The sequence below is a fragment of the Salipiger sp. PrR007 genome (assembly GCF_010499845.1).
In the GTDB taxonomy this organism is placed as follows: domain Bacteria; phylum Pseudomonadota; class Alphaproteobacteria; order Rhodobacterales; family Rhodobacteraceae; genus Salipiger; species Salipiger pacificus_A.
Genome location: NZ_JAAGOZ010000024.1, coordinates 53093 through 77955, shown reverse-complemented (window position 1 = coordinate 77955; position 24863 = coordinate 53093). Strand labels below are relative to the sequence as shown.

Below are 24863 nucleotides of genomic sequence, written 5' to 3'. Positions count from 1 at the left end.
CGCGGGGAGGGTCACATGGGTCAAATCTCAATGGAAATTACGCGCTCTCCCGGGTCAGTTCTGGGTGGAAATCAACAGCCGAGCGCTTCATAGCCCGTTTGCGCAGCGATCCCGATCGCTCTCTCGATTGTATGATGATCAAGGGTCAGGTATGATAATGACAGCGTCATATGATTGATATCTCAGAATCATGTAATATGACCGCTGGCGCCTGCGCGACTTTCGCGCGGGTCGGCAGTGATGACAGACAACGGGCAGAACAGGACAGGCCGACGTGACCGAGAAAACGTTCGTAATGCATGACGAAGGGGGCAGCATTGCCGAGAAGGTCCTGCGCCGGATCCGCTTCGACATCATCACCAACACGCTCAAGCCGGGGGATCGCCTGCGGCTCGAGCGGCTGCGCGAGATCTATGGCGCCAGCGTCAGCACCCTGCGCGAAATCCTCAACCGCCTCGTGGCCGAGAGCTTCGTCGTCGCCGAAGGCAATCGCGGCTTTGGTGTCGCGCAGATCAGCCAGGCAGACCTGCGCGACGTCTGCGAGATGCGTCTGCTTCTGGAGTGTCATGCGCTGCGCCGCTCGATCGCCGTCGGCTCGCTCGAGTGGGAGGCCCATGTTGTCTCGTGCCATCACAAGCTGCATTCGGTCGAAAGCCAGCTGATCGGCGGCGACGAGGCGCTGGTGATGAAATGGGTGCAATACGACTGGGACTTCCACCACGCCACGGTGATGGCCTGCGACATGCCGGCGCTCAATGCCACCCACTCCAACATCTTTGACCGCTACATGCGTTACCATCTCCACGTGCTTGATTTTCGCGGCCGTCCGGCTGCGGAAGAGCACGCGCGACTGCGCGACCTCGTCGTCGGGCGCGACGCCGAAGCGTCGGTTGCCTTGCTGACCTCTCATGTCACCGCTGGCATGGAACACATCATCTCAAGCGGCAAGATCCCCGCCTAAGGATCACGCCGCCTCCCGTTCAGCGGCCATCTCCAGCAGGAGTTTCACCGCGTAGCCGTAGCCGCGTGTTCCGGCGCCCGCCATCACCGCTGTGGCCACGCCGGACACCAGCGAGGTGTGGTACATCTTCTCGCGGCGATGAACATTGGTGATGTGATACTCGATCAGCGGATGCGGATACATCTTCAGCGCGTCCATGATCGCCATCGAATAAAACGTAAAGGCGGCGGGGTTGATAAGCAGCGCGCAGGAGTCGTCGATCGCCTCGTGGATCCACTCGATCATCCGCTCTTCGGAATTGGTCTGACGAAACACCAGACCGGCCTCGCCTGCGGCTTTCGTGCAATTCTCTTCCACCTCGGCGAGCGTGACATGGCCGTAAATCTCCGGCTCGCGCTTGCCGAGGCGGTTGAGGTTCGGACCGTTCAGCACATAGACAGGTTTCTTCATCTTATTTTATCCGTTGTATCCGAAGAGGCGCGGCAGCCAGAGCGACAGGTCCGGGACCAGCGTGATGAGCGCCAGCGCCACGAGAAGGGCCAGAAGGAAGGGCAGGATTTCGCGGATGATCCGGCTCAGCGAGCAGCCCGAAATAGTGGTCATTACGAAAAGCAGAAGCCCGTAGGGCGGCGTCACCAGACCCAGCATGATGTTGACCACGCAGACGATCCCGAAGTGAACGAGGTCGATGCCAAGCGCATTCGCGGTGGGAATGAAGACCGGCACGATGACCAGCAGGATCGTGGTGCCCTCAAGCAGGCAGCCTAGAACCAGCAGGATCAGGTTGACCATCAACAAGAAGGCGATCGGCGACAGCTCGAACCCGGCAAGCCAGGTGCTGAGCGACGCCGGAATGTTCTCGACCGTGACGACGTAATTGAACACCAGAGCCCCGGCAATGAGCATGCCAATCGAAGCCGTCGTGCGGGCGCTGGAAAGGACAGAGCTGTAGACCGAGCCGAACGAGACGCTGCGATAGAGGATCGCGGAGACCAGCAGCGCGTAGAGCGCCGCGACCGCCGCTGCCTCGGTCGGTGTGGTTGCCCCGCCATAGATGCCGCCAAGCAGCACGACGGGCATCATCAGCGCGGGCAGCGCGTCGAGGGTGATCTTGGGCAGGTCGCGCAGGGGCACCGGTTTCTCCACCGGGAATTGCCGGCGCCGCGCGCTGAGCACGATGATCCCGGCCTGCACCAGCCCCATCAGGATACCCGGCACGACACCGGCGAGGAACAGGTAGCCGATCGAGGCATCCGACACGAGCGCGTAGATCACCATCGGGATCGACGGCGGAATGATCGGGCCGATCACCGCGGTCGAGGCGGTGAGCGCGGCTGCAAAGGCCGCCGGATACTTGCCCCCCTCGGTCATCATGCGCTGCATCATCTTGCCCGAGCCGGCGGCATCGGCGATGGCCGAGCCGGACATGCCTGCGAAGATGATCGACTGCGCGACGTTGACCAGCGCAAGCCCGCCGGGGAAGCGGCCGATGAACGCATTGCAGAATGCCAGCAGGCGCAGCGTGATATTCCCGGAGTTCATCAGCTCGGCGGCCAGGATGAAAAGCGGCACGGCGAGCAGGATATAGCTCGAGAACATGCCGTTGAGCAGCTGCTCGGCGGCGATCCCCATGTCCTGCCCGCTGAGCATCAGGTAGAGGATCGACGAGGCGATCATCGCGTGGCCGACTGGCAAGCCGAGCAGCGCCAGCAGCACGATGGAAAGAACAGAGGCGGTGAATGGATCGATCATTGGTCCCCCTCCGCACCGGCAGATCGGGCTCCCTCCACGTCTCGTCCCCGCAGCGTCGCCAGCAGCAGCCACGCGTAGCGCAGCAGCGTCGCCACCGCAAAGATCACGTAGATCGAGAACACCCAGTCGTAGCGGATGTCGAGGTAGGAGGTTTCCTGGATCTTCATGAAGGTCACGAAGTCCCAGACCGCCGGCAGCGAATAACCGTAGAGAAACAGCAGCGCGGCACAGGCCAAGAAGCTCATCACCCGCCGCGCCTTGGGTCCGACGTTGGAAAGCAGGAAATCGAAGCGGATTTCCTCGCGTTCTTTCAGCACAAAAGACGCCCCCCAGAGCACCAGCCACAGCCACATGATGATGGTCAGCTCGGAGGCTCCCCCGACGGGCAAGTTCAGCAGATAGCGAAACGCCACCTGCACGATGAAGGCGACGAACATCACCGCCAGCATGAGCGCAGCAATGTTCTCTGCCCTGCGCCGAAGCCAGAGCCCGATTGCGGTCAGTCTTTCCAAGGTCTCACCTTTCGGGTGCCGCACCCGTTTGGGGTGCGGCATTGGTGGGGGTCAGCCGGTCAGAGGCTGTTGATGCGCTCGAGCATGCCCTCGGGCCAGTCCGCCGAGAGCTCGGAGTCGAGGTACATCTGCTGCGCGTAGCTGCGGAAGGCGTCGACATCGGGGGTTGAGATCTTCAGCCCCTGCTCCTTGAAGAATTCGGCGAGTTCGGCCTCGCGGGCGAGGTGCTGCTCCGCGCTCCAGGCGATCGCCTCGTCGGCAGCGGCCTGGAATGCGGCGCGCTGCTCGTCAGTAAAGCCATTCCAGACCTCGGCCGAAATCACCAGAAGATCGTAGCCGACAAGGTGCGAGGTCATGACGATCTGGTCCATCACCTCATAGAACTTCATGTTCTCGACGTTCGGCAGCGGGTTGTCCTGGCCGTCGATCGCGCCGGTCTGCAGGCCGGTGTAGACCTCCGCATAGGCCATCGGCGTCGGGTTCGCGCCAAGCGCCTTGCCAAGGAACTGCCAGGCATCGCCGCCCGGCATACGCAGCTTCACCCCGCTCATGTCCTCGGGAGTGTTGATTTCCTTGTCGATCCTGAGACCGACCTGCCGCGTGCCGAAGTAGGTCGGGCCAAGGATGTGGATCCCGAGCCGCTCTTCCGCCAAGGCCACCATCTCGGCACCCGCATCGCTCGCGAAGAAGGCATTCAAATGGTCGACGTCGCGGAACAGATAAGCCGAGGTCAGGATCGAGAATTCCTTGATCTGAGTCGCGATGTCCTGAGGCGCGATGTTGCCCATCTCGAGGTTGCCGCGCTGGATCGCGATAATCTCGGTGGTCTGCTTGAAGAGGTTTCCGCCGTAGAAAAGCTCGATGTCTGCAAAGTCCGACACCGAGGCGGCGAGCTTCTTCATCATCTCGGCGCGGATGTCCTGCTCTGAGAACACGGCAGAAAAGCGAAGTTTTGCAGCATCCTGCGCGAAGGCAGGCAGGCCCGCGCCCAGTGCCAGGCCGCCAGCAGCGATGGCCCCAAGAAAAGTTCTGCGGTTGGTCATTCGTTCCTCCCATTTGATACCATACGATTCTCCGATCATATGATGATCATAAGATCATACGTCGAAACAGCGCGACGCGTAAACCCTGGTGTCCCCCCGCTGCCTTGAAACTGAAGGCCCCGTCTGGTGGTCAGCATCGAACGAATGGGAAGATGCGAGGAACCCTCGGCGATCATGCGCCCCAGACCACCTGCGCGCGGTGTCGGCCTTCGATCCAGCGGAAGCCCGCAACAGAAAAGGCCGGCCCCTTCGGGCCGGCCTTATGCTCTTGCGATCCGCCGTGTGCCCGGCCGATCAGCCCTGCGGCAGCGCGTAGGCGATCAGGTAGTCGCCGCGATCGGCGGACTGGCGGGCGCCGCCGGCCGAGATCACGATGTACTGCCGGCCGTCCTTCTGGCTGACGTAGGAGATCGGCGTGCCTTGCGAGCCGACGGGCATGCGTGCCTTCCAGACCTCCTTGCCGGTCGCGCTATCGAAAGCGCGCAGGTAGTAGTCCTGCGTCGCGGCGAAGAACACGAGCCCGCCCTGGGTGCTGAGCGAGCCGCCGATGGTGGGCATGCCCACCGGCATCGGCAGATGCATCTTCATGCCGAAGAGCACGGTGTCCTGCACGGTGCCGAGCGGCGCCTCCCAGGCCACCTGCTGGGTGTCCATGTCGATCGCGGTCAGTGTACCGAACGGCGGCTCCTGGCAGGGAATGCCGAGCGGCGACAGGAAGCGGTTTTTGTTCACCGAATAGGGCGTGCCCTTGAGCGGCACGCCGCCCATCACGGTGTTGACCGCTTCGGAGCCGTTCGAGGCCGCCGCCTCGGGATCCTGCTCCATCATGTGCACCCAGAGGCCGAGACGCATGTCGTTGACGAAGACGGTGTTGGCCGTAGGGTCATACGAAAGGCCACCCCAGTTCATGCCGCCGAGCGAACCGGGGAAGGACAGCGAGTAGTCCCTGTCCGGCGCGGTGAAGAGCCCTTCATAGCGGTAGCCCTTGAAGATCACCCGGCACATCAGCTGGTCGAAAGGGGTTGCGCCCCACATATCGGCCTCGGTCAGGTGCTGCGCGCCGATCTGCGGCATGCCCACCGATTTCGGCTGGGTCGGGGAGTACTTCTCGCCGGGGATCGTCGCCGGTTTCACCGGCACTTCCTCGACCTCGGTCAGCGGCTCGCCGGTGACCCGGTCGAGCACGAAAATCTGACCGGCCTTGGTGCCGAAGACCAGCGCGGGCGTGCCCTTGAAGTCGATCAGCGTCGGCTGCATCGGCACGTCGAAATCCCACAGGTCGTGGTGCACGGTCTGGTAGACCCACTTCTCGTCGCCGGTGGTGGCATCGAGGGCGAGGATCGACGCGCCGTATTTTTCGTCTTCCGGGGTACGCTCAACGCCCCAGAGGTCGATGGCGGCGTTGCCGACCGGCATGAACACGGTGTTGGAGGCCGCGTCATAGGTCATCGGCGCCCAAACGTTCGGGGTCGAGCGGGTATAGGCAGTGCCCTCTGCAGGGGCATCACGATCCTCGGGATTGCCCGGATCGAAGGCCCATTTCATCTCGCCGGTGATCACGTCGAAGCCGCGCATCACGCCGCCCGGCATGTCGAGCGCCACGTTGTCGGCCACGCGGCCCCCCACGACGACGGTCGAGCCCGCCAGCGTCGGCGGCGAGGTCAGCGAATAGAGCGGCGATTGCGCGGCGCCGAGGCCTTCTTTCAGGTCGACGGTGCCACCGTTGCCGAAGTCCTCGCAGAGCGCGCCAGTCTCGGCGTCGAGCGCCACGAGCACAGCGTCGATGGTGTTCATGAAGATGCGGCGCTGGCAGGCGGCGTCATCGGAGAGATTCACCGGGCTAACCGGCGTCGCGCCCGGCAGCGTCGGCTGCGGCAGCGGCACTGCGGCGTCGAAATAGGCAAGGCCGCGGCAGCGCACCCAGGTGCGGGTCTCGGTCGGGAAGTCATGGCGCCAGTTCTCGGTCCCCGAGGTGGCGTCAATCGAGATCACCGTGTTGTTCGGCGAGCAGAAGAAGAGGTCATCGCCCACCTGCAACGGCGTGCCCTGATCCTCGGCGCCACCGCCGCCGGGACTGACCGGGGTGTCGCCGGTGCGGAAGGTCCATGCGACCTCCAGCTCGCCGACGTTGTCGGGGGTGATCTGGTCAAGCGCGGCAAAACGGGTCTCATCGCCATTGGCGCCGTAGCTGGTCCAGTCCTGCGGCGCATTCGCCGGCACCGGGGTTTCGCCGGCGGCAACCCGCGAGACGTGCTTGCCATGCGGCTGGAACATCCCCCAGCCCATGCCGAGCACGGCGATCAGCGCCACCGCGGCCACGCCGAGCCATGCACCGGTCATCGGCTTTCGGCCCGCGCGCTTCAGCGTCAGCGGGTGCAGCGCGAGGATCGCCGCGAAGGCGCAGAGGAAGGTGAAGATGCGGGCATGCAGCGCCCAGAAGTCGAGGCCCGCTTCCCAGAAGGCCCAAATCACTGTGAGGGCGAAGGCTACGGTGTAGACCACGGCGCCCGAGGGCGCGCCGCGCGCGATCTGAACGCCCGAGGCGAGGAGCGAAAGCCCCATCAAAAGATAGTACCAGCTGCCGCCGCGCGCGATGAGCATCACGCCGCCGCCGGCCAGCCCAAGCCCCGCCAGCGCAACGAGCGCGCCAAATAGGACCATCAGCCACGTCAGTGGCCGGGAAAGGGAGGATGTTTCGGTCATGTCTTATTTCCTGGTGAGCTTCACTCAGACACACGAGCCAAAGTGCGCGAGCAATCCTCCTCCCTGGGGCCCACGCGACTCGAATGTACCAGCCGGTGAATTTCACCTCGAGCAGAGCGACGCAAGGGCAGGACGGCACCGAGCGTGTGCGTGATTGCGCGTGCACACCCAATCGTGAACGCTGAGAGGGTGCGACACTTCACATGCGAGCCCATAGCCCACGCGGGCGCATTGCAGCCGAGAGCCCGTGTTGGAGTAGGAGATCGAAGAGCGCCGCGCCTACCAACCTGCCGCCTGTTACAAGTGTGCGGCCCGACGCCTTGCGTCGCGAAACAGCAGTCGAGAAGCGCGAGCGGGACGAGCCAAGGAATTTCTTACTCAGGCGCCTCCGCATTCGCGGGAACTTTGCTGAGGGTGTCATCGCTCTGGAATAACAGCGGATAACGTCGTGATATGTACTTGGATGGAAAGTATCGATCCGTCGACTGGGCGCTTTGCACAAAGGCGAGTTCCCTTTGGTGGGTGACGTCCCACGGCGTGCCACCGGCGTTGTTGCCAGCCAGCACGCGGACGCGCAACGCGCCGTTCTCCAGCAGGATCCCTGTCGAGAGTGGCACCCACCACCTCCGGAACTGCGTGAGCGAGCTCCTCTCCGGCAATCCGGGGACCGGCACCCGGGGCACCCGGAATGTCGATGCCACGCGCGAGGGGCCGTGCCGGCCTTGTTCGACAGCATTGACCCCGCCGCAATCTACGGCGCCGACGTCGGCGTTCTGGCAGCGCAGGCGGTAATCTCGTCCATCGCTGGGGTGCGAGGAGATCGCGCGCGCCAAGTCCCCCGTGCAGCCCCGCGCAGATCGCGGCCTAGGTCCGAGCCGCAGCGACAATGGCCATGTGCAGCACGCGCTGGTCTTGGCGCTCGCCTGACGTCCCTGACGCCCCTGGCAGCCACTTATCCCAGCGGCATGACCACTGCCTTGATCAGCTCGTCCCGCTCCTTGGCCAGCAGCGGGAAGCGCTCAGGCAGATCGGCCAGCGCGATGCGTTCCGAGAGCAGAGCGTCCGTATCGATGTCGCCCGCCGCGATGGCCGTCATGACCCGCTCAAAATCGGACTTCAGCGCATTGCGCGATCCGATGATCCGCGTTTCGCGCTTGTGGAACTCGGCGTCCTCGAAGGTGATCTGATCCTTCACCACGCTGACCAGCACATAGGACGACCCATGCGCCAGCAGCGGGAAGCCCGCTTCGATGGCCTTGGCATTGCCTGTGGCGTCGAAGATCAGGTCGAAGCCGTCCGACAGATCGCCTTCCAGGATCGGCTCTCCCGCGATGTGGAGATGCTCGAAGTCGAAGAGGCGCCGCGCCTGCTCGAGCCGCGCCGGGCTCAGGTCCATCAGGTGCACCTCGGCGCCTTCGAGCCGGGCGAAGAGCGCGGTCCCAAGCCCGATCGGCCCTGCCCCGGTCACCAGAACGCGGTCGCCCTGCGCGATGCCCGAGCGGCTCACCGCGTGGGCCCCAATGGCGAGAAACTCGACCATCGCCGCCTGCTCGGGACGGAGCCCCTCCGCGGCATAGAGATTGGTCGCCGGAACGGCGATCCGCGCGCAGAGCCCGCCGTCGCGATGCACGCCCAGAACCTCGATTGACATGCAGCAGTTGGGCTTGCCACGCCGGCAGGCCCTGCAGCTGCCGCAGGAAACATAGGGGTTGATCACCACCAGATCGCCCGCGCGCCAGCCCGCCGCGTCCTCGGTGATAAAGCCCGACAGCTCGTGCCCGATCACCCGCGGATAGTTCAGGTAGGGATGTTTGCCCTCTAGAATGTGGTAATCGGTTCCGCAAAGGCCGGCGGCGGCAATATCCACCAGAACCCAACCCTCGGGCGCGCTGACGGGTTTCGGCCGGCCCTCGAGCGCGAATTTGCCGGGCTCGACGCAGGTGCCGCAGAGCATGGTTTCGGTAGGGCGGCTCATTGCACCCGCTCCCCGGTGCCAAGGTTGCGCGGCCGCCAGTCGGCCGGCAGCTCGCCCTTGATAATCAGCGACAAGATGTCATCCTTGTGCACCTCGTCGATGTCATGGGCCCCCACGAGCTTGCCCTTGTTCATCACCACCACCCGGTCGCAGAGATCGAAAACGTCATGCATGTCGTGGCTGACGAGGAAAATACCGATGCCCTGCGCCCGCAGCTTGCGGATGAGCTCGGCGACCATCGCCGTTTCCGACGGGCCGAGCGCCGCCGTGGGCTCATCCATGATCAGGATCTTCACGTCGAAGTAGATCGCGCGCGCGATGGCGATGACCTGCCGCTGCCCGCCGGACAGGCTCGACACCGGGTCCTTGAGGTTGGTGAAATTGGGGTTCAGCGTCGCCAGCACCTTGCGCGCCTCGGCGAGCATGCGCTTGTCGTCGAGATTGCCGAAGCGCGTCTTCAGTTCGCGACCCAGAAACAGGTTCGACGGCGCGTCCAGATGGTCGGCCAGCGCCAATGTCTGGTAAATGGTCTCGACCCCATGCGCCCGCGCATCCTGCGGCGAGCCCATCTCGACCACGTCGCCGCGGATGCGGATCTCGCCGTGGCTGGGCGCCATGGCGCCCGAGAGGATGCGCATCAGGCACGACTTGCCCGCGCCGTTGTGGCCGAGCACGCCCACCACCTCGCCGGGCATCAGATCGAGCGAGACACCGTTGACGGCCACCACGCCGCCGAAGTGCTTCTCGATGCCGCGCATCTCGACAAGGGGGGCTGGTGCCTGCGGGGCAAGCTGTGTCTGGCTCATGCTGGGCGGTCCTCGAATTGGGTCTTCACGGCGGTCGTCAAAGGGCACGGCCGGGGCCCCGAGGACCCCGGCCGCTTGGCTCAGTAGAGGACGTTCTGCGCCTCGGGCGCGTCGATGTTGTCCTTGGTCACCAGCACAACACCGGTGTCGATGAAGCTCTCGACGGTCTTTCCGGCGATCACGTCCATCACTGCATTCACACCGAGCTCGCCCATCTGGAAGGAGCCCTGCACGGCGATCGCGTCGAGCGTGCCGGACCGCACGAAATCCTGCAGATCGGCGTTGCCGTCGAAGCCGAAGGCCGCAATCTGGCCCGCCTTGCCCGCCTGTTCGATGGCGCGGCCCATGCCCACGGCGGTCGGCTCATTGGCGCCGAAGATGCCCACGAGGTCGGGGTTCGCTGCCAGCACGTCGGTGGTTTGGTTCAGCGCGTTGGCCATCTGCGACTGCGAGTAGTAAGGGCCGACGATCTCGAGCGAAGAGTTCGCCTTGAGATAGTCGCTGAAGCAACCGACGCGGCCGATCTCGGAGCCCACACCTGCAACGTAGGACATCACCGCGACCTTGCCCTCGGTGCCCACCTTGTCGATCATCGCGCTGGCGACCAACTCGCCCGCGGCACAGTTGTCGGTGGATAGGAACGCCTGGTAGGTGCCCTTGGCACCCTCGGCCAGTGCGCTATCGATGATCACCACCGGAATCGCCGATTCAAAGGCGCGCTTTACCGCCGGGGCCAGCGCCTCGGGGTCGGAAGGCGCCAATACGATGCCGGCAACGCCGCGGTTGATGGCGTTCTCGACGAGGTTCACCTGGTCGGCGATGGCGCTCTCGGTGGCCGGCCCGTCGAATGTCATCGTGTGCTCGGACTGGCCCTCGATCGCAGCGGTCGCGCCGAGGTTCACGTTTTGCCAGAAGTTCGAGCTGGTGGTCTTGACGATCACCGCGATCTCGCCCGCCTGGGCGGCGCCCGCCGCGGTCAGCGCCAGCGCGCTGGCTGCCATGAGCGTTGTAAGTCTTCCGTTCATCCTGTCTTTCCTCCCTAGATGACAGTCTTCGTTGGAAAATTCTGTACCCTCTGCGGCCCGCCTCAGCGGCGGTTGCGCAGTTGGTCGATGTAGACCGCGCCGATCACGACGAAGCCGATGACGATCTGTTGGATAAAGGAGGAAACGCCCCCCATGTTCAGCCCGTTGCGCAGCACGCCGATGATGAAGGCACCGATCATCGTGCCCGAGATGCCGCCGACACCGCCCATCAGCGAGGCCCCCCCGATCACCGCCGCGGCGATGGCGTCGAGCTCGTACATCACGCCCTCGCTTGGCTGAGCGGTGATCAGCCGCGACATCAGCACGTTGCCCGCAACGCCGGCCAGCGCACCCGAAAGCGTGTAGGCGATCAGCTTGGTGCGGTCGACGAGCACGCCCGACAGGCGCGCCGCCTCCTCGTTGGACCCGGTGGCATAGATGTGCCGCCCGATTGCGCGGCGGCGCAGCATGTAAGAGGCCGCGATCGCCACGATCACCAGCAGGATCGCCGGATAGGGGATGCCGGGAAAGATCACCTTGGGAAAGCCGTTCGGTTGCATCTCGACCACGCGGAAGAGCGCGCCGTTGCCAAGCACCCCGAAGGCCTCGCCGAGTTGCGAGATGGGGGCCGCGCCGGTCAGCTGCAATGCCGCGCCGCGGGCGATCAGCATCATCCCGAGCGTCGCCACAAAGGGGGTGATCTTCATCTTGGTAACGACGAAGCCGTTGAAAAGGCCACAGGCCGCGCCCATGCAGACACCGAGCATCATCGCGGGCACCACCGGAACGCCCGCCTTGACCATCAAGCCAGTGACGGTGCCCGAGAGCGCCAGCACCGAGCCCACCGAAAGATCGATGCCGCCGGTGATGATCACCATGGTCATGCCGATGCCAAGAAGCCCGATCACCGAGGTCTGCAGCAGGATCGTCAGCGTGTTGTTCACCGACAGGAAGGCGGGGCTCGCGAAGGAAAAGGCGATCACGAGGATTGCCAGCGTCAGCAACGCCGATATGCGGTGAAAGGCTGCCGCGGAACCGGGCAACATACGGGTCCAGGCGCCTTGCGACGGCTGCGAGATATTGGCCATGGGTCCTCCCGGGGTCCGGCTGATGCGCCGAGGCATGGTCTCCCCTCCATGCGGCACAAAATTATTAAAAACAGCGTGTCGCGATGCTTGACCTGGGTCAAGTGTTTTTAATAATTTAATTCATCGGTAAAATACCAACTGAGGGGCACCGGCAGGGACCACATGACGCAGACTGATCCACTCCGACCCGCAGAGAGCTGAGAAATGGCACGCAGCGACACCCGCTTCCGCGAGACCTACAACAGCCTGCTCGACCTCTGCGGCGGGCACGCCCCCGGCGACTCGCTCCCGTCGGAGAACGCCCTCGGCGACCGGCTCGGGGTCAGCCGCACAGTGGTGCGCGCCTGCCTTCAGCACGCCTCGACACATGGGATGATCCGCTGGGAGGGCCGCGAGAAATCCCTGCTCCGCGCTCCGCGCCCCGACGATCGCTTGCCCCTCGAGACCAAGACCGAGGATCCCGAGATGCTCGAGAGCCGCTTTCTCGAATGGATCCTGCGGTTCGATGTCCCCGCGGGGACACCGCTCAACGTGGCGGCGCTCTCGCGCGAGTTCGGCGTGACACCGCAACTGCTGCAAGAGTTCCTGGCCGGGCTCAGCCGCTTCGGCCTCGTCGAGCGGCGCAAGAAGGGCGGCTGGCTGCTGCTCGGCTTCACTGCGGCCTTTGCGGTCGAGCTTTCGGAGTTCCGCAGCCTGCTTGAACTCAACGCGGTGCAGCAGCTCGTGACCCTGCCTGGCAGCCACCCGATCTGGCCTAAGCTGGAAACGCTCCGCGCAGAGCATCTCGACCTGCTGGACCGGATCGAGACCGACTTTCACGCCTTCTCACCGCTGGATGAACGCTTCCACGCAACGATCAACTCGGTGGTACAGAACCGGTTTGTGGCGGAATTCCAGAAGGTGATCGCTCTGATATTCCACTACCATTACATGTGGGACAAGACCTTCGAGCGGCATCGCAACCAAGCCGCCATCGGAGAGCACCTCGCTCTGCTCGACGCCTTGCTGCTGCGCGACGCGGCGACCTCGGAACAGGCGGCGCGGCGGCATCTCCTGACCTCGAAGACGACGCTGCTTTCTTCGCTGCGGGACCATCGCCTCGGCTGAAGCCTGCGCGGTCGTCAGTCGAAAAGCACTTCCGTCCCCGCGGGGACAGGGGCTTTCAGCGCGTCGAGGTTGCGCGTCAGGCTCGAGGCCTTGGACGTGCCAAGCAGCACCGAGGCCGTCGCCCGGTGACGGAGCGCGAACTGCAGCGCGGCGGTGGCCAGCGGCATGCCAAGCGCCTCGGCCTCGCGCTGCAACTCGGCGACGCGGTCCAGCACCTCCTTCGGTGCGGGGCCGTAGTCATAGGTCGCGCCCTCGACCGGGCCGGTGGCGAGGATGCCGGAGTTGAACACCCCGCCCAGCACAAGGCTCGTCCCCGCCGCCACGCAGCGCGGCACCAGCACGTCCTCGGCCGAGCGGTCGAGCAGCGTCAGACGCCCCGCGAGCAAGATCACGTCTATCGGTCCGTGGTCCATCACATCAAGGCAGACCTGGCACTCGTTCACGCCAAGCCCGAAAGCGCCGATCCTGCCCGCTTCCTTGAGCTTCACCAGAGCCTCGTAGCCACTGCCGAAGAAGGCTTCCATGTGTCCGGCGTTGACCTCCGCCCCGTGGGTATAGGCGCCGATGTCATGCACATATGCGATGTCGAGCCGGGTGACGCCGAGCCGCCCGCAGGTCTGCTCGAAGCTCTCGCGGATGCCGTCGCCGGAATAATCGTAGGACACCAGATTGGGCAAAGGCTCGATGTAGCTGTCGGCCTCTGCGATCGGCTCGGGCGAGGGCGACAACACCCGGCCGAGCTTCGATGAAAGCGCGTAGCTGCTCCGGTTCCGACCCTGCAGGAAACGTCCCAGCCGGGTTTCCGACAGGCCGCGCCCGTAATGCGGCGCGGTGTCGAAATAACGGATGCCCGCATCCCAGGCGGTCTGCAGCACGGCCTCGGCGTCTGCATCGCTCACCTTCCGGTACAGATTGCCGATGCTGGCGCAGCCGAAGGAGACTTCGGTTACCTCGATGCCCGTGTTGCCGATAGTCCTGGTCTTCATACGGTGTCCTTCCTGTGTACAAGCGCGGCCTCGAGGCGCGGTTTCGCGGTGCGATCGCCTTGGCCGCGCGCCCAGGTCACGAAGGCGGCGATACGGCGGTCGAGTTTTTCCGAATGGTTCTGCGCGATATCCGCCAATGCGTGGTCCAGAAACGGATTGGCGAATCTGTCCAGCGTCTCAGCCACATAGGCAGCGGCGGCCGCGCCCTCGCCTGCTGCCGCGAAGCCCGGCAACACTTCCTCGCGGTAGAGCGTCTCGAGCGCAGCGCGGCGCTCTGGGTCGGCCAGCACCTCGCGCACCAGCGCCGGGCCTTCGCGCCCCGCATCCAGCCAGCGCGAGACCAACCATGTGTGGCCAAGGTTGAGGATGAAGAGCTTGAGCCGCTCCACCCGGCCAAGATCACCGACAACCTGAACCTCGGGATGGGCGCAGGGCAGGATCAGGCCGGGACGGTCCTCGATGGCCCAGAGCGCATAGGGTTCGGCGACGGCCCCGGCGGGCTCGAGCGGCTCCGAGACGATGCGATCGACCAGCGAGTTCACCCAGAGCACATCGGTACTGAGCCAATCTTGGAAAGATCGGCAAAGCTCAGTGGAGGCGGCAAGCACCAGCTCATGCAACACGTCGCCATTGTTCTGCACCAGTTCGGTCGGCATGATCTGGATCGGCCCGCCGCCTGCCTCGAAGCGCGCGAACAGCAGTCGGGCAAGCTTGCCGGGGTAAGACATTTCCTGCTGCGGGCGCGTCTCGGCCGTGCCATCCGCCGGCTGCGGGCGAAAGCCTGCATCGGCAGTGTTGGAGAGGATGATCTGCACTTCGCTGCGCACAAGCCCCAACAGTTGATCCATGTCGGTCGCGGTGCTGAGAGCGCGCTTGACGCTGGTGACGCGGCGCTCCTCGTCGATCTGCTCCCCGGCGCGAAGGCCGCGCAGGTGGACGCGGTAACCTTCGGGCGCAATGAGACCTTGCAGCCGCGCGGCGCGCGCGGGATCGCCCGAGGATTGGACGACGGTGACAGGCCCGAGCGCCTCGCCGCGGGCCATGGCTTCCGACAGAAAAAGATCAACATGGGCCTGCAGGAAGCGGCTCGTGCCGAACTGTAGGATCGGCGTGCTGAGCATGGTGTCTCCTCCTCCCTGCTCTGCCGGGCCAACTCCTCTTGGTCCGGCGGTATTTGGTTTTTTATTATTCAGTACCCACGCGGGGTCAAGGGCCTTGTCCGGCGGTGCCCGCCATTGAGCGGGCGCATTCCACCAAGGGATGATCTGTCCGGCGTCGGCGCTCATGGGCAGACCGCGTCAGTGGGGCGGCTCAGGCTCAGATATTGCGATGGACTCCGTGCTCTTCGGAGAGATCGGCAAGGACCTCGTGCAGCCGCGCAATGATCTCGGCACGCGGAGAGACCACGCGTTCGACGATGCCAATATGGCGCGATATCTGCGGGGTGCCAAAAGGAACCTGTTCGAGGTCGCTGTCCTCGGGCTGGGTAAGCGCTGCGTGCGGCACGACTGAGATTCCGAGCCCCTGGCGCACGCAGGTCACGATCGAGCCGATGGTGTCGATCTCGGCGATGTCGTTCGCGACCACCCCCATGCGCGACAGCTCGGTGTCGATCACGTTGGCCAAGGGCACCGCGCTGCGGAACCGGACATAAGGCAGCGCGTTCAGCGCCCCAAGGGAATCGCGCAGATCGCTCCCCCGCGGGCCGATCAGCCAGAGGGGCTCTTTCAGGAACGTGCTCCACCTGAGGGACGAGGGAAACCCGACGTGCTCGGCCACCACCGCGGCGTCGAGCCGCCCTGCCGCAACGTCGGCAATGAGTGTCGAGGAGAGCGAGACCCGGAGATTGAGTTTCAACTCGGGGTAATCCCGGCGCATCCGGACGATGGCCTTTGGCAGCAGGTTCAGCGCGCTTGACCGTACCGACCCCAGCATGAGCGTTCCCGAGATACGATCCCCCCGCAGGCTGGCTTTCGTGTCATCCTCCAGGCGCAACATGTTTCTCGCCATTTCAAGAACTTGCATGCCTTCTGCCGTCGGGCGGGGCGGCCGCGACGCGCGCTCGAAGATACGGACTCCCAATTCCTGTTCCAGGGTCTGAACTTGCTGACTGACCGCAGAGGGGGTCAGGCCGACGACATCTGCGGCGCGCGCGAAGGTCCCGTGCGCGGCAATGGCAACAACGGTCTTGAGTTGGCGGGTGTCCATGGCTTGATCCAGTTTTTCTTAATCTGCAAAGCAGAATTATTCGCTGTTGTGAAGTAAAACTTTCCAATATGCCATTTCGGCAGGAGGAAACCGCGCCCCGAGGAGAGGACGCGGATCCAATAGAAAACATGAGACCGAATGCCTTCCGCCCTGCTGCGGAGGATGTGGAGACCTACGCGATGAGCAAAACCATTCTCGTTACCGGACCGGATCTGCATCCGAACGCAGCGCGTTACGTGCGCGACCATGGCTACGAGACGGTGCACACGCCTCCCTATGCCGACAGCGCGGTGATCAAGGAATACATCGACAAGACCGGGGCCGTCGGGATCGTCTCGCGCATGGGGCGGATCGACGCCAGCGTGCTCGCGGATGCGGGCTCGCTCAAGGTGATTTCCAAGCACGGCGTCGGCGTCGACAACATCGACCTTCAGGCCGCCGCAGACCGGGGCATTCCGGTGCTCGTGGCCACCGGCGCCAACGCGGTCTCGGTCGCCGAGCACGCCATCGCCCTGCTGATGACTTGCGTCAAGCGGATCCTGCCGCTCGACACCAGCCTGCGCGAGGGCCGCTGGGAAAAGCCCGGCTTCAAGGGCCGCGAGATCGCCGGCGCAACGCTGGGCCTGATGGGCATGGGCGCCATTGCGCGCGCCACCGGCAAGATCGCCGCCGCCGGGCTCGACATGAAAATCATCGGCTACGATCCCTATGCGAGCGACGAGGCCTTTGCCGCGATCGGCGCCAGCCGGTGCGACAGCTTCGAAGAGCTGCTGGCCGGATCCGATTTCCTCAGCCTGCATTGCCCGCTGACCGACCAGACCCGCGGCCTTCTGAACGCCGAGGCTTTCTCGAAGATGCGCGACGGTGCCTTTGTCATCAATACCGCCCGCGGCGGGCTGATCGACGAGACCGCGCTGTTGGACGCGGTGCGCTCGGGCAAGCTTGCCGGTGCCGGCCTTGACAGTTTCGCCGTCGAGCCGCCCGCCGCGGATCACCCCTTCTGGGACGAGCCGCGCATCGTCGTCACGCCGCATATCGGCGGCGTCACCGCCGAGGCCAATGCCCGGGTCGGTGTGGACGCGGTCAGCGGCATCATCGGCTATCTCGCCGGCGAGCAGCTTCCCCCGCAACGCATCATCAATCGCGCCCTGCTCGACAGCGCGCGCGCCACACTTTCCAAGGTAGAGGACTAATCCATGTCGATCGGTTTCCGTATCTGCACCCGCGAGCAGGTCGCGTCCAAAGAACTTGTCGAGGCCTTCTCCAAGCTGCCCGTCGCCAACGTCTCGGATTCCATGTCGCGCCTCAGCGCTGCCGGGCCGGCCCTGCGCCCGATGCACGCCTCGGGGGGAATGGCGGGTGTCGCGATCACCGTGAAATGCCGCCCGGGTGACAACCTCATGCTGCACAAGGCCATCGACATGGCCGTGCCGGGTGACGTGATCGTGGTGGATGCCGGCGGTGAGACCACCAATGCCTTGATGGGCGAGCTGATGCTGGCCTACGCCATCAAGCGCGGCGTCGTGGGCTTCGTGCTCAATGGCGCGATCCGCGACCTTGACGCCTTTGTCGAAACCAACCTGCCGACCTTCGCCGTCGGCGTGACCCACCGCGGCCCGTACAAGGACGGCCCCGGCGAGATCAACGTGCCCATCAGCCTTGGTGGCATGGTGATCAACCCCGGCGACATCGTGATCGGCGATGCCGACGGCGTGCTGTCCGTGCCGCTGGCGGATGCAGAAGAAGTGCTGGCCAAGACCGAGGCCAAGCAGGATGCCGAGGTGCGCCAGATGAAGGCCATCGCAGAAGGCACGAACGACCGGACGTGGGTGGACGCAGCGCTCAAGAAGCTGGGCTGCGCTCTGCCGACCGAATGAAGAACGAGTTGAACCAAGGGAGGAAAATGATGTTCAATTCCATCAAGTACGCCACCGTCATCGGGGCCACGCTGATCGCGGGCGCCGCCATGGCGCAAGACTACCCGGAGAAGCCGATCGAGGTGATCGTTGGCTACTCCGCCGGCGGCGGCACCGACGTGATGGCGCGCACTGCCGCGCCCTTCATCGAGAAATACCTCGGCGACGGCGCGAGCCTCGTGGTCAAGAACATGCCGGGTGCGTCGGGCCAGATCGGCGTGACCGAAGTCGCAAATGCCGACCCCGATGGCTACACACTGGGCACGTTCAACCTGCCGGGCATGATGGCGCGTACCATCGACCGCAAAGCGGACTATTCGGCGGACAGCTTCACGTATCTCGCAAACGTGGTGAACGACCCCAACGTGATCGTCACCTCGAAGCGCAGCGGCATCGAGACCATGGACCAGCTCGTCGAAGAGGCGCGCGAGAACCCCGGTGCGGTGACCGTCGGCATGTCGAGCCTCGGCGGCGATGACCACTTCATGCTGATCAAGCTGCAGAACCTCACCGAGACCGAGTTCACCATCGTGCCGTTCCGCGGCTCGGCCCCGGCGCGCACCGCGCTGATGGGCGGCCACGTGGCCATGGGCATCCTCAACATCTCCGAGGTCGCCAGCTTCCAGGACGATCTGAACGTGCTGGGCATCGCGACCACCGAGCGCTCGGATTTCGCGCCCGACCTGCCGACCTTTGCCGAGCAGGGCTACGAGCTGGTCAACGGCTCGATGCGCGGCTTCGTCGCGCCCAAGGGTCTGCCCGAGGATGTCGAGGCCAAGCTTCTTGCGGCCTTCGAGCAGCTCGACGGCGACGAGGAGTTCCTCGCCGCGATGGCCGCGACCTCGAACCCGGTCGAAGTGGTCACGGGCAATGACTTCAAGGTCCTGACCCAGGACCTGTGGGATCTTGCCAAGGGTGTCTGGGACGAGACCCCCTGGAACTGAGTTCCTCCCAGGGGGCCCGGCCCGGCGCAAGTCGCGCAAGCCGGGTCCCCGCCTAATCTCACATATCACCGTAGAGCGCGGCGGCAGGGTACTGTACTGCCCCCGCATCTTCAGACTCAGGGATCCGATCCATGTCCGACCGACACACATCCCGCCTGCTGCGCCCCGAAACGCTGACTGCCATTGGCATCATCGTCGTGGCCGGCTGCTTCCTTTACGCCACGACCGACCTGCGACCGATCTCCGCCCTGCTTCCCGGGGCGATGCTGGCCGGTCTCGTCGTTCTGGCCGTGGCGCTTCTGGTCCGGGACCAGAGGAAGGCCTCCGCCGGTGAGCCTCCGGTGCAACTGAGCAGCGCGCCGCTGCGCGTCATGGGAGCCTTCGCGCTGATCGTCGGCTACGCGGTCGCCACCGATTTCATCGGCTTCTACCCGAGCACCATCGTGATCATCCCGCTGGTCTCCGCGCTCTTCGGCTTCCGCAATCCGCTTGGCCTGCTTGCCGCGACCGTGATCGTGGTCGGCGCCGTCTACCTGATCTTCGACTTCGGCATGTCGCAGGATTTCCCTGCCGGCCGGCTCTGGCAGAACTGAGGCCGCCATGTATTCCGATCTTCTCCACGCACTTCCCGAAGTCTTCGGCCTGACCAACTTCTTCGCGGTGATCATCGGCGTGATCGCCGGGATCGTCGTCGGGGCCATGCCCGGGCTGTCGGCCACCATGGCGATCTCGGTCCTCGTGCCGTTCACCTTCGGCCTCGAGCCGCTGGTGGCGCTCGGCCTGATGGCCGGCATCTACAACGGCGCCATGTACGGCGGCGCGATCCCGGCGGTGCTGCTTCGCATCCCAGGCACCCCGGCTGCGGTTGCGACCACCTTCGACGGCTACCCCATGGCACAAAAGGGCCAGGGCGGCTTCGCGCTGCAGGTTGCCGTGGTGTCCTCGTCGATCGGCGGTATCGCCTCGGCCTTCGCGCTCATGCTGCTGGCGCCGCCGCTGTCCAAGGTGACGCTGCTCTTCGGCCCGTCCGAGGTGTTCTGGGTGGCGGTCTTCGGCCTTGCGTCGATCATCTTCCTGCTGGGCGGCAACCCGATCAAGGGGCTGATCAGCGCCTGTTTCGGTGTCTTTGTCTCGGTGATCGGCTCGGACCCGATCTATGGCAATGACCGCTTTACCTTCGGCCAGCTCGAACTGCTCGACGGCATCAACATGGTGATCCTGCTGGTGGGCCTCTACGCGCTGCCGCCGGTCATCGACCTGCTCGAGACGCCGCTGAAGACGGATAACGTCGGCGAGAGCCAGCTCGGCACGGAGCCGATCTGGAAAGCGCTGCCGAAGATGAAGCACTTCTGGAAGACCTGGCTGCGCTCGTCCTTCATCGGCATCTGGATCGGCATCCTGCCCGGCGCGGGCGGCTCGATGGCGGCCTTCATGTCTTACAACGAGGCGCGCCGCGCATCGAAGAACCCCGACGCCTGGGGCGAGGGCGAGCCCGAGGGCGTTGCCGCCGCCGAGACCGCCAACAACGCCGACACCGCCTCGGCCCTGATCCCGGCGCTGACGCTGGGCATTCCGGGAACCGCCGTTGCTGCGGTCATGCTCGGCGGCCTGCTGGTGCATGGTCTGCAGCCCGGCCCCATGCTCTTCCGCGACAACCCCGATGTCGTCTTCGGCTTCATGTGGCAGTTCCTGTTCGGCGCCATCCTGCTGGTGCTGCTCGGCGGCTCGCTGGCAACCAACAGCTTCGCGCGCCTGCTGAATCTGCCGCGACCGCTGCTCGGCTCGATCATCATCGTCCTCATGCTGATCGGCGTCTACTCGATCCACGGCCGCATGTTCGATGTCTACCTGATGCTGGGCTTCGGGGCCGTGGGCTGGGTCATGGACAAGCTGAAGTTCCCGCTGCCGCCGGTGGTGCTCGGCCTCATCCTTGGCGGCTTCGCCGAAGAGAACCTGCGCCTCGCCCTGCGGATCGGCCGCGGTGACTGGATGGTGCTGTTCAGCAACGTGACCAGCCTTGTCATCGTCGCCCTCACCGTCGCCGTCATCGTGGGACCGATCCTGAAGAAGAAGCTTGCGAAGTCCAAGACGCGAGACGCGACCTGACATCCACACGCGACAGAGACTCTGTGTCGAGGAGATACAGGTGAACCCCGGAACGAAGAGCGCACTACGTGGCGGCGCATCCGGCCACCCTCGCCCCTGAACAGGTCGCCGGGGCTCTGTGACACGAATTTGCGCAGGGTGGCGCTAACTGCCACCCTGCGCAACAAGCGATGCACCTCCTGGCCAAAGGAGGGGCTCGACCAATGAAGCACCCTGTTGTCACGGCGCTTGCCGCGCGCGTCCGCACCACCGCTGCAGCACGGGCCGCCGACTTGCCCGGAACCCGTTCCAGTCGTTCTGAGTAAGCAGATTGAGGCGGATGCAGAATTTTGGATGCGTCGGATTTGGCCCTATATCCACACCAGTCGATGAAACGCGAAGGAAGTCCGATCATGGCCACCACCGGAAAACAGCTGTTCACCACGCTTGAGGCGGACGGCACGCTCACCGTCGCGCTCGAGGACGTGTCGTTTGCCGACCTCACCCAAAACCAGGTGCTGGTGCGCATGGAAGCCGCGCCGATCAACCCCTCGGACCTCGCCATTCTCGTCGGCGGCGCCGACATGGAAAACGCAGATTACACGCCCGGCAAATTCGTGGCTCGGATGCCCGAGGCGGTGAATGCCGCGTCAAAGGCCCGTCACGGATTGAAACTGCCCGCTGGCAATGAAGGCGCCGGCACGGTCATCGCCGCTGGCGACAGTGATGCCGCGCAGGCGCTGATGGGGCAGCGCGTGTCCTGCGTGCCGGGCAACGCCTACAGCCAATATTGCCTCGCCGACGCGGACATGTGCCTCCCGCTGGGTGACCATACCGCCGAAGAGGGCGCCAGCGCCTTCGTCAATCCGATGACCGCGCTCGGCTTTGTGGAGACCGCCAGGGCCGACGGACAGAACGCCATCCTGCACACAGTCGGTGCCTCGAACCTTGGCCAGATGCTGACGCGCATTTGCGCAGAGGACGGCCTCGGGCTGGTGAACATCGTGCGAAAGAGCGATCAGGTGGAGCTGCTGAAGGGGCTTGGCGCCGAGCATGTGGTCAACTCCTCCGAGGAGGACTTCATGGACCGGCTGGCCGACGCCATTCGTGCGACGGGCGCCTTTTACGGCTTCGATCCCGTGGGCGGCGGCACGATGGTCGATACGGCCTTCCGGGCGATGGAGCGCGTCGCAAGGGAGCAGATGGCCGAGTATTCACGCTACGGATCGAACCAGCCGAAACGCATGTTCATCTACGGCCGCCTCGACACCAGCCCCACTGTCCTGACACCCAGCTACGGGTTCGGCTGGACGCTGTCGGGCTGGCTGCTGTTCCCGTTCCTGCAGTCGGTCGGGCCCGAGACCGTGGGCCGGATGCGTCAGCGCGTGCGTGACGACCTGACCGGCACCTTTGCGAGCAGCTACAAATCTCGGGTCACGCTTGAGGAAATGCTCACCAAGGATGCTGTGCTCGACTACCGCGAGATGCGCACGGGAGAGAAATATCTCGTCACGCCCTGGGCCTGACACATGAGCAAGAGCGGCGGCGCCCGGCAAAGGGCGGCGCCACAGGAGGTTACAGAAGGCCAAGCACATTCTTGGCCGCAACCTCCGACGATGCCGGTTCTGGCCGGGCACCAGACGGTCATTGGCGACGGCATGAGACTGCCGCTTGCCGATGGCGTCGAAGTGGGCCCCGAACTCGCGAAGCTTCGAGCTCGCTCCGACCTCAACAGGTCTTCACGCCGTCGCCGCAGCCAGCCCCTGGTCAAGATCGGCGATGATATCCGCGACATCTTCGATGCCGATCGAGATGCGCACCACATTCGGCGCGGCCCCGGCCTGCACCTGCTGCTCTTCCTCGAGCTGCCGGTGGGTCGTCGAGGCCGGGTGGATGATCAGGCTGCGCGTATCACCGAGGTTGGCGACGTGGCTGAACAGTTTCAAGCTGTCCACCAGTCTGACGCAGGCGTCGTAGCCGCCCTTGATCGCCACGGTGAACAATGCCCCGGCGCCCTTGGGCACGACGCGCTGTGCCCGATCATGCCAGGGGGAGGAGGGCAACCCTGCATAGGTCACCGCCTCGACGCGCGGATCCTTTTCGAGCCATTCCGCCACCGCCTGCGCGTTCTTCACATGACGCTCCATGCGCAGGCCGAGGGTCTCGATCCCCATCAGCGTGTAATGCGCGCCCTGCGGGTTCATCGTCATGCCGAGGTCGCGCAGCCCCACCGCGATGGAATGGAAGGTGAAGGCCATCGGCCCGAGCGCGGCGTGGAAGGTCAGCCCGTGATAGGCCGGCTCGGGCTGCGACAGCGAGGGGAACTTGTCAGAGGCCGACCAGTCGAACTTGCCCGAGTCCACCACGATGCCGCCGGTGACCGTGCCGTTGCCGGTCAAGTACTTGGTGGCCGAGTGCACGACCAGCGTCGCGCCGTGCTCGATCGGCTTGCAGAGCCACGGGGTGGCGGTGGTATTGTCGACAATGAGCGGGATGCCCGCCTCGTCCGCGATCTTGGCCATGGCCCCGAGGTCGGTGACGTAGCCGCCCGGGTTTGCGATCGTCTCGCAGAAAAGCGCGCGGGTGTTCTCGTCGATCGCGGCCTTCACCGCCTCCAGATCGTCGGTGTCGACAAATGTCGCGGACCAGCCAAAACGCCGGATCGTCTGGCTGAACTGCGTGATGGTGCCGCCGTAGAGTCGCGAGGACGAGACGATGTTGCAGCCCGGCGCCATCAGCGGGAAGAGCGCCATGATCTGCGCCGCGTGGCCCGAAGAGCAAGCGATGCCGCCGGCACCGCCCTCGAGCGCGGTGACCCGGTTCGCCAGCGCCGAGACAGTGGGATTGGTCAGCCGCGAGTAGATGTAGCCGACCTCTTCGAGGTTGAAGAGCCGGGCCGCATGATCCGCATCGCGGAATACGTAAGACGTGCCTTGGTAGATCGGCACCTGCCGCGCGCCGGTGGCGGCATCGGGCTCGGTGCCGGCATGCACGGCCAGCGTGTCGAAGCCGGGGGTCTTGTCTGTCATGGATTCACTCCTCCTTACCTCGCGGCACGTTAGGCAAGCCGCACGCCGGCTGCAATGACCCGAGCGGCGCGCCGCCCCGATCTCGGGTGCGGGCGGTTGCGCCGAGACCTCCTGGGTCGGCGACGTCCATCGCGACACGAGGTCCGCGGGCGAGCGACACGAGGATTTCGGCGACCCAGACATCGACACAGCGCATTGCGGCGCTATCTCCCCCTCCACAAACCACGCGCCACGCTACGCATGCGCAGCCAGGGAGGGAAGCCATGGTTTCGTTCGAACTCAACGGAAAAGATGTGTCCGTCGACGTGCCGGAGGAGACACCGCTCCTCTGGGTACTGCGCGATGAGTTGCAGATGACAGGCACCAAGTTTGGCTGCGGCATCGCCCAATGCGGGGCCTGCACGGTGATGATGAATGGCATGACCCGCAGGTCTTGCGTGACCCCTGTCTCCATGGTCGACGGTGCCTCGGTGACCACGATCGAAGGTATCGACGGCCCAGAAGCCGAGGCCGTGCAGGCAGCGTGGGAAGGGCTCGACGTGCCGCAATGCGGCTGGTGCCAGTCGGGACAGGTGATGAGCGCCACCGCGCTCCTACGCGAAGTGCCCAAACCCAGCGACGAGGACATCGACAACGCGATGGCCGGCAACATCTGCCGCTGTGCCACCTACGTCCGCATCCGCAAGGCGATCCATGACGCCGCGGACAAGCTGGAGGGATGAG

The 24863-nt window shown here is 64.8% G+C and carries 23 protein-coding genes; 9 read left to right on the top strand and 14 right to left on the bottom strand.

Features of this window, described 5'->3' with window-relative positions; genetic code table 11:
• The first annotated feature begins 274 nt into the window (after positions 1-274).
• On the top strand, positions 275-961 hold the full coding sequence (locus tag G0Q01_RS11855; RefSeq protein WP_164195886.1) for a GntR family transcriptional regulator: 687 nt from the start codon (positions 275-277) through the stop codon (positions 959-961).
• 3 nt (positions 962-964) lie between these two features.
• On the opposite strand, the gene G0Q01_RS11850 is transcribed toward G0Q01_RS11855, so the two are convergent.
• The 10 genes from G0Q01_RS11850 to G0Q01_RS11805 all read right to left on the bottom strand — a co-directional run bounded on the left by G0Q01_RS11850 (position 965) and on the right by G0Q01_RS11805 (position 11865).
• Positions 965-1411, bottom strand: coding sequence for a type II 3-dehydroquinate dehydratase (locus G0Q01_RS11850; RefSeq protein ID WP_164195884.1), 447 nt, complete (start codon positions 1409-1411; stop codon positions 965-967).
• Positions 1412-1417: 6 nt separating this feature from the next.
• A complete protein-coding gene (locus tag G0Q01_RS11845; RefSeq protein ID WP_164195882.1) occupies positions 1418-2713 on the bottom strand; it encodes a TRAP transporter large permease in 1296 nt (431 codons plus the stop codon).
• A complete protein-coding gene (locus G0Q01_RS11840; protein ID WP_164195880.1) occupies positions 2710-3225 on the bottom strand; it encodes a TRAP transporter small permease in 516 nt (171 codons plus the stop codon). Before G0Q01_RS11840 ends, G0Q01_RS11845 begins: the two co-directional genes overlap by 4 nt.
• Positions 3226-3284: 59 nt before the next feature.
• Positions 3285-4268 (bottom strand): TRAP transporter substrate-binding protein DctP, encoded by a 984-nt coding sequence (gene dctP, locus G0Q01_RS11835; protein ID WP_164195877.1) that lies wholly within the window; start codon positions 4266-4268, stop codon positions 3285-3287.
• A gap of 294 nt (positions 4269-4562) precedes the next feature.
• Positions 4563-6971: a membrane-bound PQQ-dependent dehydrogenase, glucose/quinate/shikimate family gene (locus G0Q01_RS11830; RefSeq protein ID WP_164213390.1), complete on the bottom strand. Its 2409-nt coding sequence runs from the start codon at positions 6969-6971 to the stop codon at positions 4563-4565.
• A 374-nt stretch (positions 6972-7345) separates the two neighbouring features.
• Positions 7346-7588, bottom strand: a complete 243-nt coding sequence (locus G0Q01_RS11825) for a hypothetical protein (protein WP_164195873.1) — start codon at positions 7586-7588, stop codon at positions 7346-7348.
• Between the two features lie 335 nt (positions 7589-7923).
• Positions 7924-8946 (bottom strand): zinc-binding alcohol dehydrogenase family protein, encoded by a 1023-nt coding sequence (locus tag G0Q01_RS11820; protein WP_164195871.1) that lies wholly within the window; start codon positions 8944-8946, stop codon positions 7924-7926.
• Positions 8943-9752 (bottom strand): ATP-binding cassette domain-containing protein, encoded by an 810-nt coding sequence (locus G0Q01_RS11815; protein WP_203594991.1) that lies wholly within the window; start codon positions 9750-9752, stop codon positions 8943-8945. The genes G0Q01_RS11820 and G0Q01_RS11815 overlap by 4 nt, the downstream gene beginning before the upstream one ends.
• Before the next feature lie 80 nt (positions 9753-9832).
• Complete coding sequence (locus tag G0Q01_RS11810) at positions 9833-10777, bottom strand: ABC transporter substrate-binding protein (RefSeq protein ID WP_164195869.1); 945 nt, start codon at positions 10775-10777, stop codon at positions 9833-9835.
• Between the two features lie 62 nt (positions 10778-10839).
• Positions 10840-11865: an ABC transporter permease gene (locus tag G0Q01_RS11805; RefSeq protein ID WP_108969970.1), complete on the bottom strand. Its 1026-nt coding sequence runs from the start codon at positions 11863-11865 to the stop codon at positions 10840-10842.
• Positions 11866-12069: 204 nt separating this feature from the next.
• Between G0Q01_RS11805 and G0Q01_RS11800 the strand changes: the two genes are divergently transcribed.
• Positions 12070-12972 carry a GntR family transcriptional regulator gene (locus G0Q01_RS11800; RefSeq protein WP_164195867.1) on the top strand — a complete coding sequence of 301 codons (903 nt, stop codon included), beginning with the start codon at positions 12070-12072 and terminating at the stop codon, positions 12970-12972.
• Positions 12973-12986: 14 nt separating this feature from the next.
• Here G0Q01_RS11800 and G0Q01_RS11795 read toward each other — a convergent pair whose 3' ends face one another.
• The 3 genes from G0Q01_RS11795 to G0Q01_RS11785 all read right to left on the bottom strand — a co-directional run bounded on the left by G0Q01_RS11795 (position 12987) and on the right by G0Q01_RS11785 (position 16166).
• Positions 12987-13958 carry an aldo/keto reductase gene (locus G0Q01_RS11795; RefSeq protein ID WP_164195865.1) on the bottom strand — a complete coding sequence of 324 codons (972 nt, stop codon included), beginning with the start codon at positions 13956-13958 and terminating at the stop codon, positions 12987-12989.
• The gene (locus G0Q01_RS11790) at positions 13955-15079 is read right to left on the bottom strand and encodes a mannitol dehydrogenase family protein (RefSeq protein WP_164195863.1); all 1125 of its coding nucleotides are present in this window, start codon (positions 15077-15079) and stop codon (positions 13955-13957) included. Before G0Q01_RS11790 ends, G0Q01_RS11795 begins: the two co-directional genes overlap by 4 nt.
• Positions 15080-15275: 196 nt before the next feature.
• Complete coding sequence (locus G0Q01_RS11785) at positions 15276-16166, bottom strand: LysR substrate-binding domain-containing protein (RefSeq protein WP_164195861.1); 891 nt, start codon at positions 16164-16166, stop codon at positions 15276-15278.
• Positions 16167-16345: 179 nt separating this feature from the next.
• Between G0Q01_RS11785 and G0Q01_RS11780 the strand changes: the two genes are divergently transcribed.
• The 6 genes from G0Q01_RS11780 to G0Q01_RS11755 all read left to right on the top strand — a co-directional run bounded on the left by G0Q01_RS11780 (position 16346) and on the right by G0Q01_RS11755 (position 22637).
• Positions 16346-17359 carry a hydroxyacid dehydrogenase gene (locus tag G0Q01_RS11780; protein ID WP_164195859.1) on the top strand — a complete coding sequence of 338 codons (1014 nt, stop codon included), beginning with the start codon at positions 16346-16348 and terminating at the stop codon, positions 17357-17359.
• Between the two features lie 3 nt (positions 17360-17362).
• The gene (locus tag G0Q01_RS11775) at positions 17363-18043 is read left to right on the top strand and encodes an RraA family protein (RefSeq protein ID WP_164195857.1); all 681 of its coding nucleotides are present in this window, start codon (positions 17363-17365) and stop codon (positions 18041-18043) included.
• Between the two features lie 29 nt (positions 18044-18072).
• Positions 18073-19026 carry a tripartite tricarboxylate transporter substrate binding protein gene (locus G0Q01_RS11770; protein WP_164195855.1) on the top strand — a complete coding sequence of 318 codons (954 nt, stop codon included), beginning with the start codon at positions 18073-18075 and terminating at the stop codon, positions 19024-19026.
• Between the two features lie 131 nt (positions 19027-19157).
• Positions 19158-19619, top strand: coding sequence for a tripartite tricarboxylate transporter TctB family protein (locus G0Q01_RS11765; protein WP_108970381.1), 462 nt, complete (start codon positions 19158-19160; stop codon positions 19617-19619).
• Positions 19620-19626: 7 nt separating this feature from the next.
• Positions 19627-21132, top strand: coding sequence for a tripartite tricarboxylate transporter permease (locus G0Q01_RS11760; protein WP_108970380.1), 1506 nt, complete (start codon positions 19627-19629; stop codon positions 21130-21132).
• A 392-nt stretch (positions 21133-21524) separates the two neighbouring features.
• The gene (locus tag G0Q01_RS11755) at positions 21525-22637 is read left to right on the top strand and encodes a zinc-binding dehydrogenase (protein WP_164195853.1); all 1113 of its coding nucleotides are present in this window, start codon (positions 21525-21527) and stop codon (positions 22635-22637) included.
• A gap of 213 nt (positions 22638-22850) precedes the next feature.
• Here G0Q01_RS11755 and G0Q01_RS11750 read toward each other — a convergent pair whose 3' ends face one another.
• Positions 22851-24140 carry an O-acetylhomoserine aminocarboxypropyltransferase/cysteine synthase family protein gene (locus G0Q01_RS11750; RefSeq protein ID WP_164213389.1) on the bottom strand — a complete coding sequence of 430 codons (1290 nt, stop codon included), beginning with the start codon at positions 24138-24140 and terminating at the stop codon, positions 22851-22853.
• Positions 24141-24403: 263 nt separating this feature from the next.
• On the opposite strand from G0Q01_RS11750, the gene G0Q01_RS11745 reads away from it, so the two are divergent.
• Positions 24404-24862: a (2Fe-2S)-binding protein gene (locus G0Q01_RS11745; RefSeq protein WP_108970377.1), complete on the top strand. Its 459-nt coding sequence runs from the start codon at positions 24404-24406 to the stop codon at positions 24860-24862.
• The last annotated feature ends 1 nt before the right edge of the window (position 24863 follow it).

What these genes read in the sequence shown, in the direction of transcription:
- G0Q01_RS11850 (WP_164195884.1), bottom strand. Translation starts at nt 1,411, where the DNA reads ATGAAGAAACCTGTCTATGTGCTGAACGGTCCGAACCTCAACCGCCTC.
- G0Q01_RS11845 (WP_164195882.1), bottom strand. Translation starts at nt 2,713, where the DNA reads ATGATCGATCCATTCACCGCCTCTGTTCTTTCCATCGTGCTGCTGGCG.
- dctP (WP_164195877.1), bottom strand. Translation starts at nt 4,268, where the DNA reads ATGACCAACCGCAGAACTTTTCTTGGGGCCATCGCTGCTGGCGGCCTG.
- G0Q01_RS11830 (WP_164213390.1), bottom strand. Translation starts at nt 6,971, where the DNA reads ATGACCGAAACATCCTCCCTTTCCCGGCCACTGACGTGGCTGATGGTC.
- G0Q01_RS11820 (WP_164195871.1), bottom strand. Translation starts at nt 8,946, where the DNA reads ATGAGCCGCCCTACCGAAACCATGCTCTGCGGCACCTGCGTCGAGCCC.
- G0Q01_RS11815 (WP_203594991.1), bottom strand. Translation starts at nt 9,752, where the DNA reads ATGAGCCAGACACAGCTTGCCCCGCAGGCACCAGCCCCCCTTGTCGAG.
- G0Q01_RS11810 (WP_164195869.1), bottom strand. Translation starts at nt 10,777, where the DNA reads ATGAACGGAAGACTTACAACGCTCATGGCAGCCAGCGCGCTGGCGCTG.
- G0Q01_RS11805 (WP_108969970.1), bottom strand. Translation starts at nt 11,865, where the DNA reads ATGGCCAATATCTCGCAGCCGTCGCAAGGCGCCTGGACCCGTATGTTG.
- G0Q01_RS11800 (WP_164195867.1), top strand. Translation starts at nt 12,070, where the DNA reads ATGGCACGCAGCGACACCCGCTTCCGCGAGACCTACAACAGCCTGCTC.
- G0Q01_RS11795 (WP_164195865.1), bottom strand. Translation starts at nt 13,958, where the DNA reads ATGAAGACCAGGACTATCGGCAACACGGGCATCGAGGTAACCGAAGTC.
- G0Q01_RS11790 (WP_164195863.1), bottom strand. Translation starts at nt 15,079, where the DNA reads ATGCTCAGCACGCCGATCCTACAGTTCGGCACGAGCCGCTTCCTGCAG.
- G0Q01_RS11785 (WP_164195861.1), bottom strand. Translation starts at nt 16,166, where the DNA reads ATGGACACCCGCCAACTCAAGACCGTTGTTGCCATTGCCGCGCACGGG.
- G0Q01_RS11780 (WP_164195859.1), top strand. Translation starts at nt 16,346, where the DNA reads ATGAGCAAAACCATTCTCGTTACCGGACCGGATCTGCATCCGAACGCA.
- G0Q01_RS11775 (WP_164195857.1), top strand. Translation starts at nt 17,363, where the DNA reads ATGTCGATCGGTTTCCGTATCTGCACCCGCGAGCAGGTCGCGTCCAAA.
- G0Q01_RS11770 (WP_164195855.1), top strand. Translation starts at nt 18,073, where the DNA reads ATGTTCAATTCCATCAAGTACGCCACCGTCATCGGGGCCACGCTGATC.
- G0Q01_RS11765 (WP_108970381.1), top strand. Translation starts at nt 19,158, where the DNA reads ATGTCCGACCGACACACATCCCGCCTGCTGCGCCCCGAAACGCTGACT.
- G0Q01_RS11760 (WP_108970380.1), top strand. Translation starts at nt 19,627, where the DNA reads ATGTATTCCGATCTTCTCCACGCACTTCCCGAAGTCTTCGGCCTGACC.
- G0Q01_RS11755 (WP_164195853.1), top strand. Translation starts at nt 21,525, where the DNA reads ATGGCCACCACCGGAAAACAGCTGTTCACCACGCTTGAGGCGGACGGC.
- G0Q01_RS11750 (WP_164213389.1), bottom strand. Translation starts at nt 24,140, where the DNA reads ATGACAGACAAGACCCCCGGCTTCGACACGCTGGCCGTGCATGCCGGC.
- G0Q01_RS11745 (WP_108970377.1), top strand. Translation starts at nt 24,404, where the DNA reads ATGGTTTCGTTCGAACTCAACGGAAAAGATGTGTCCGTCGACGTGCCG.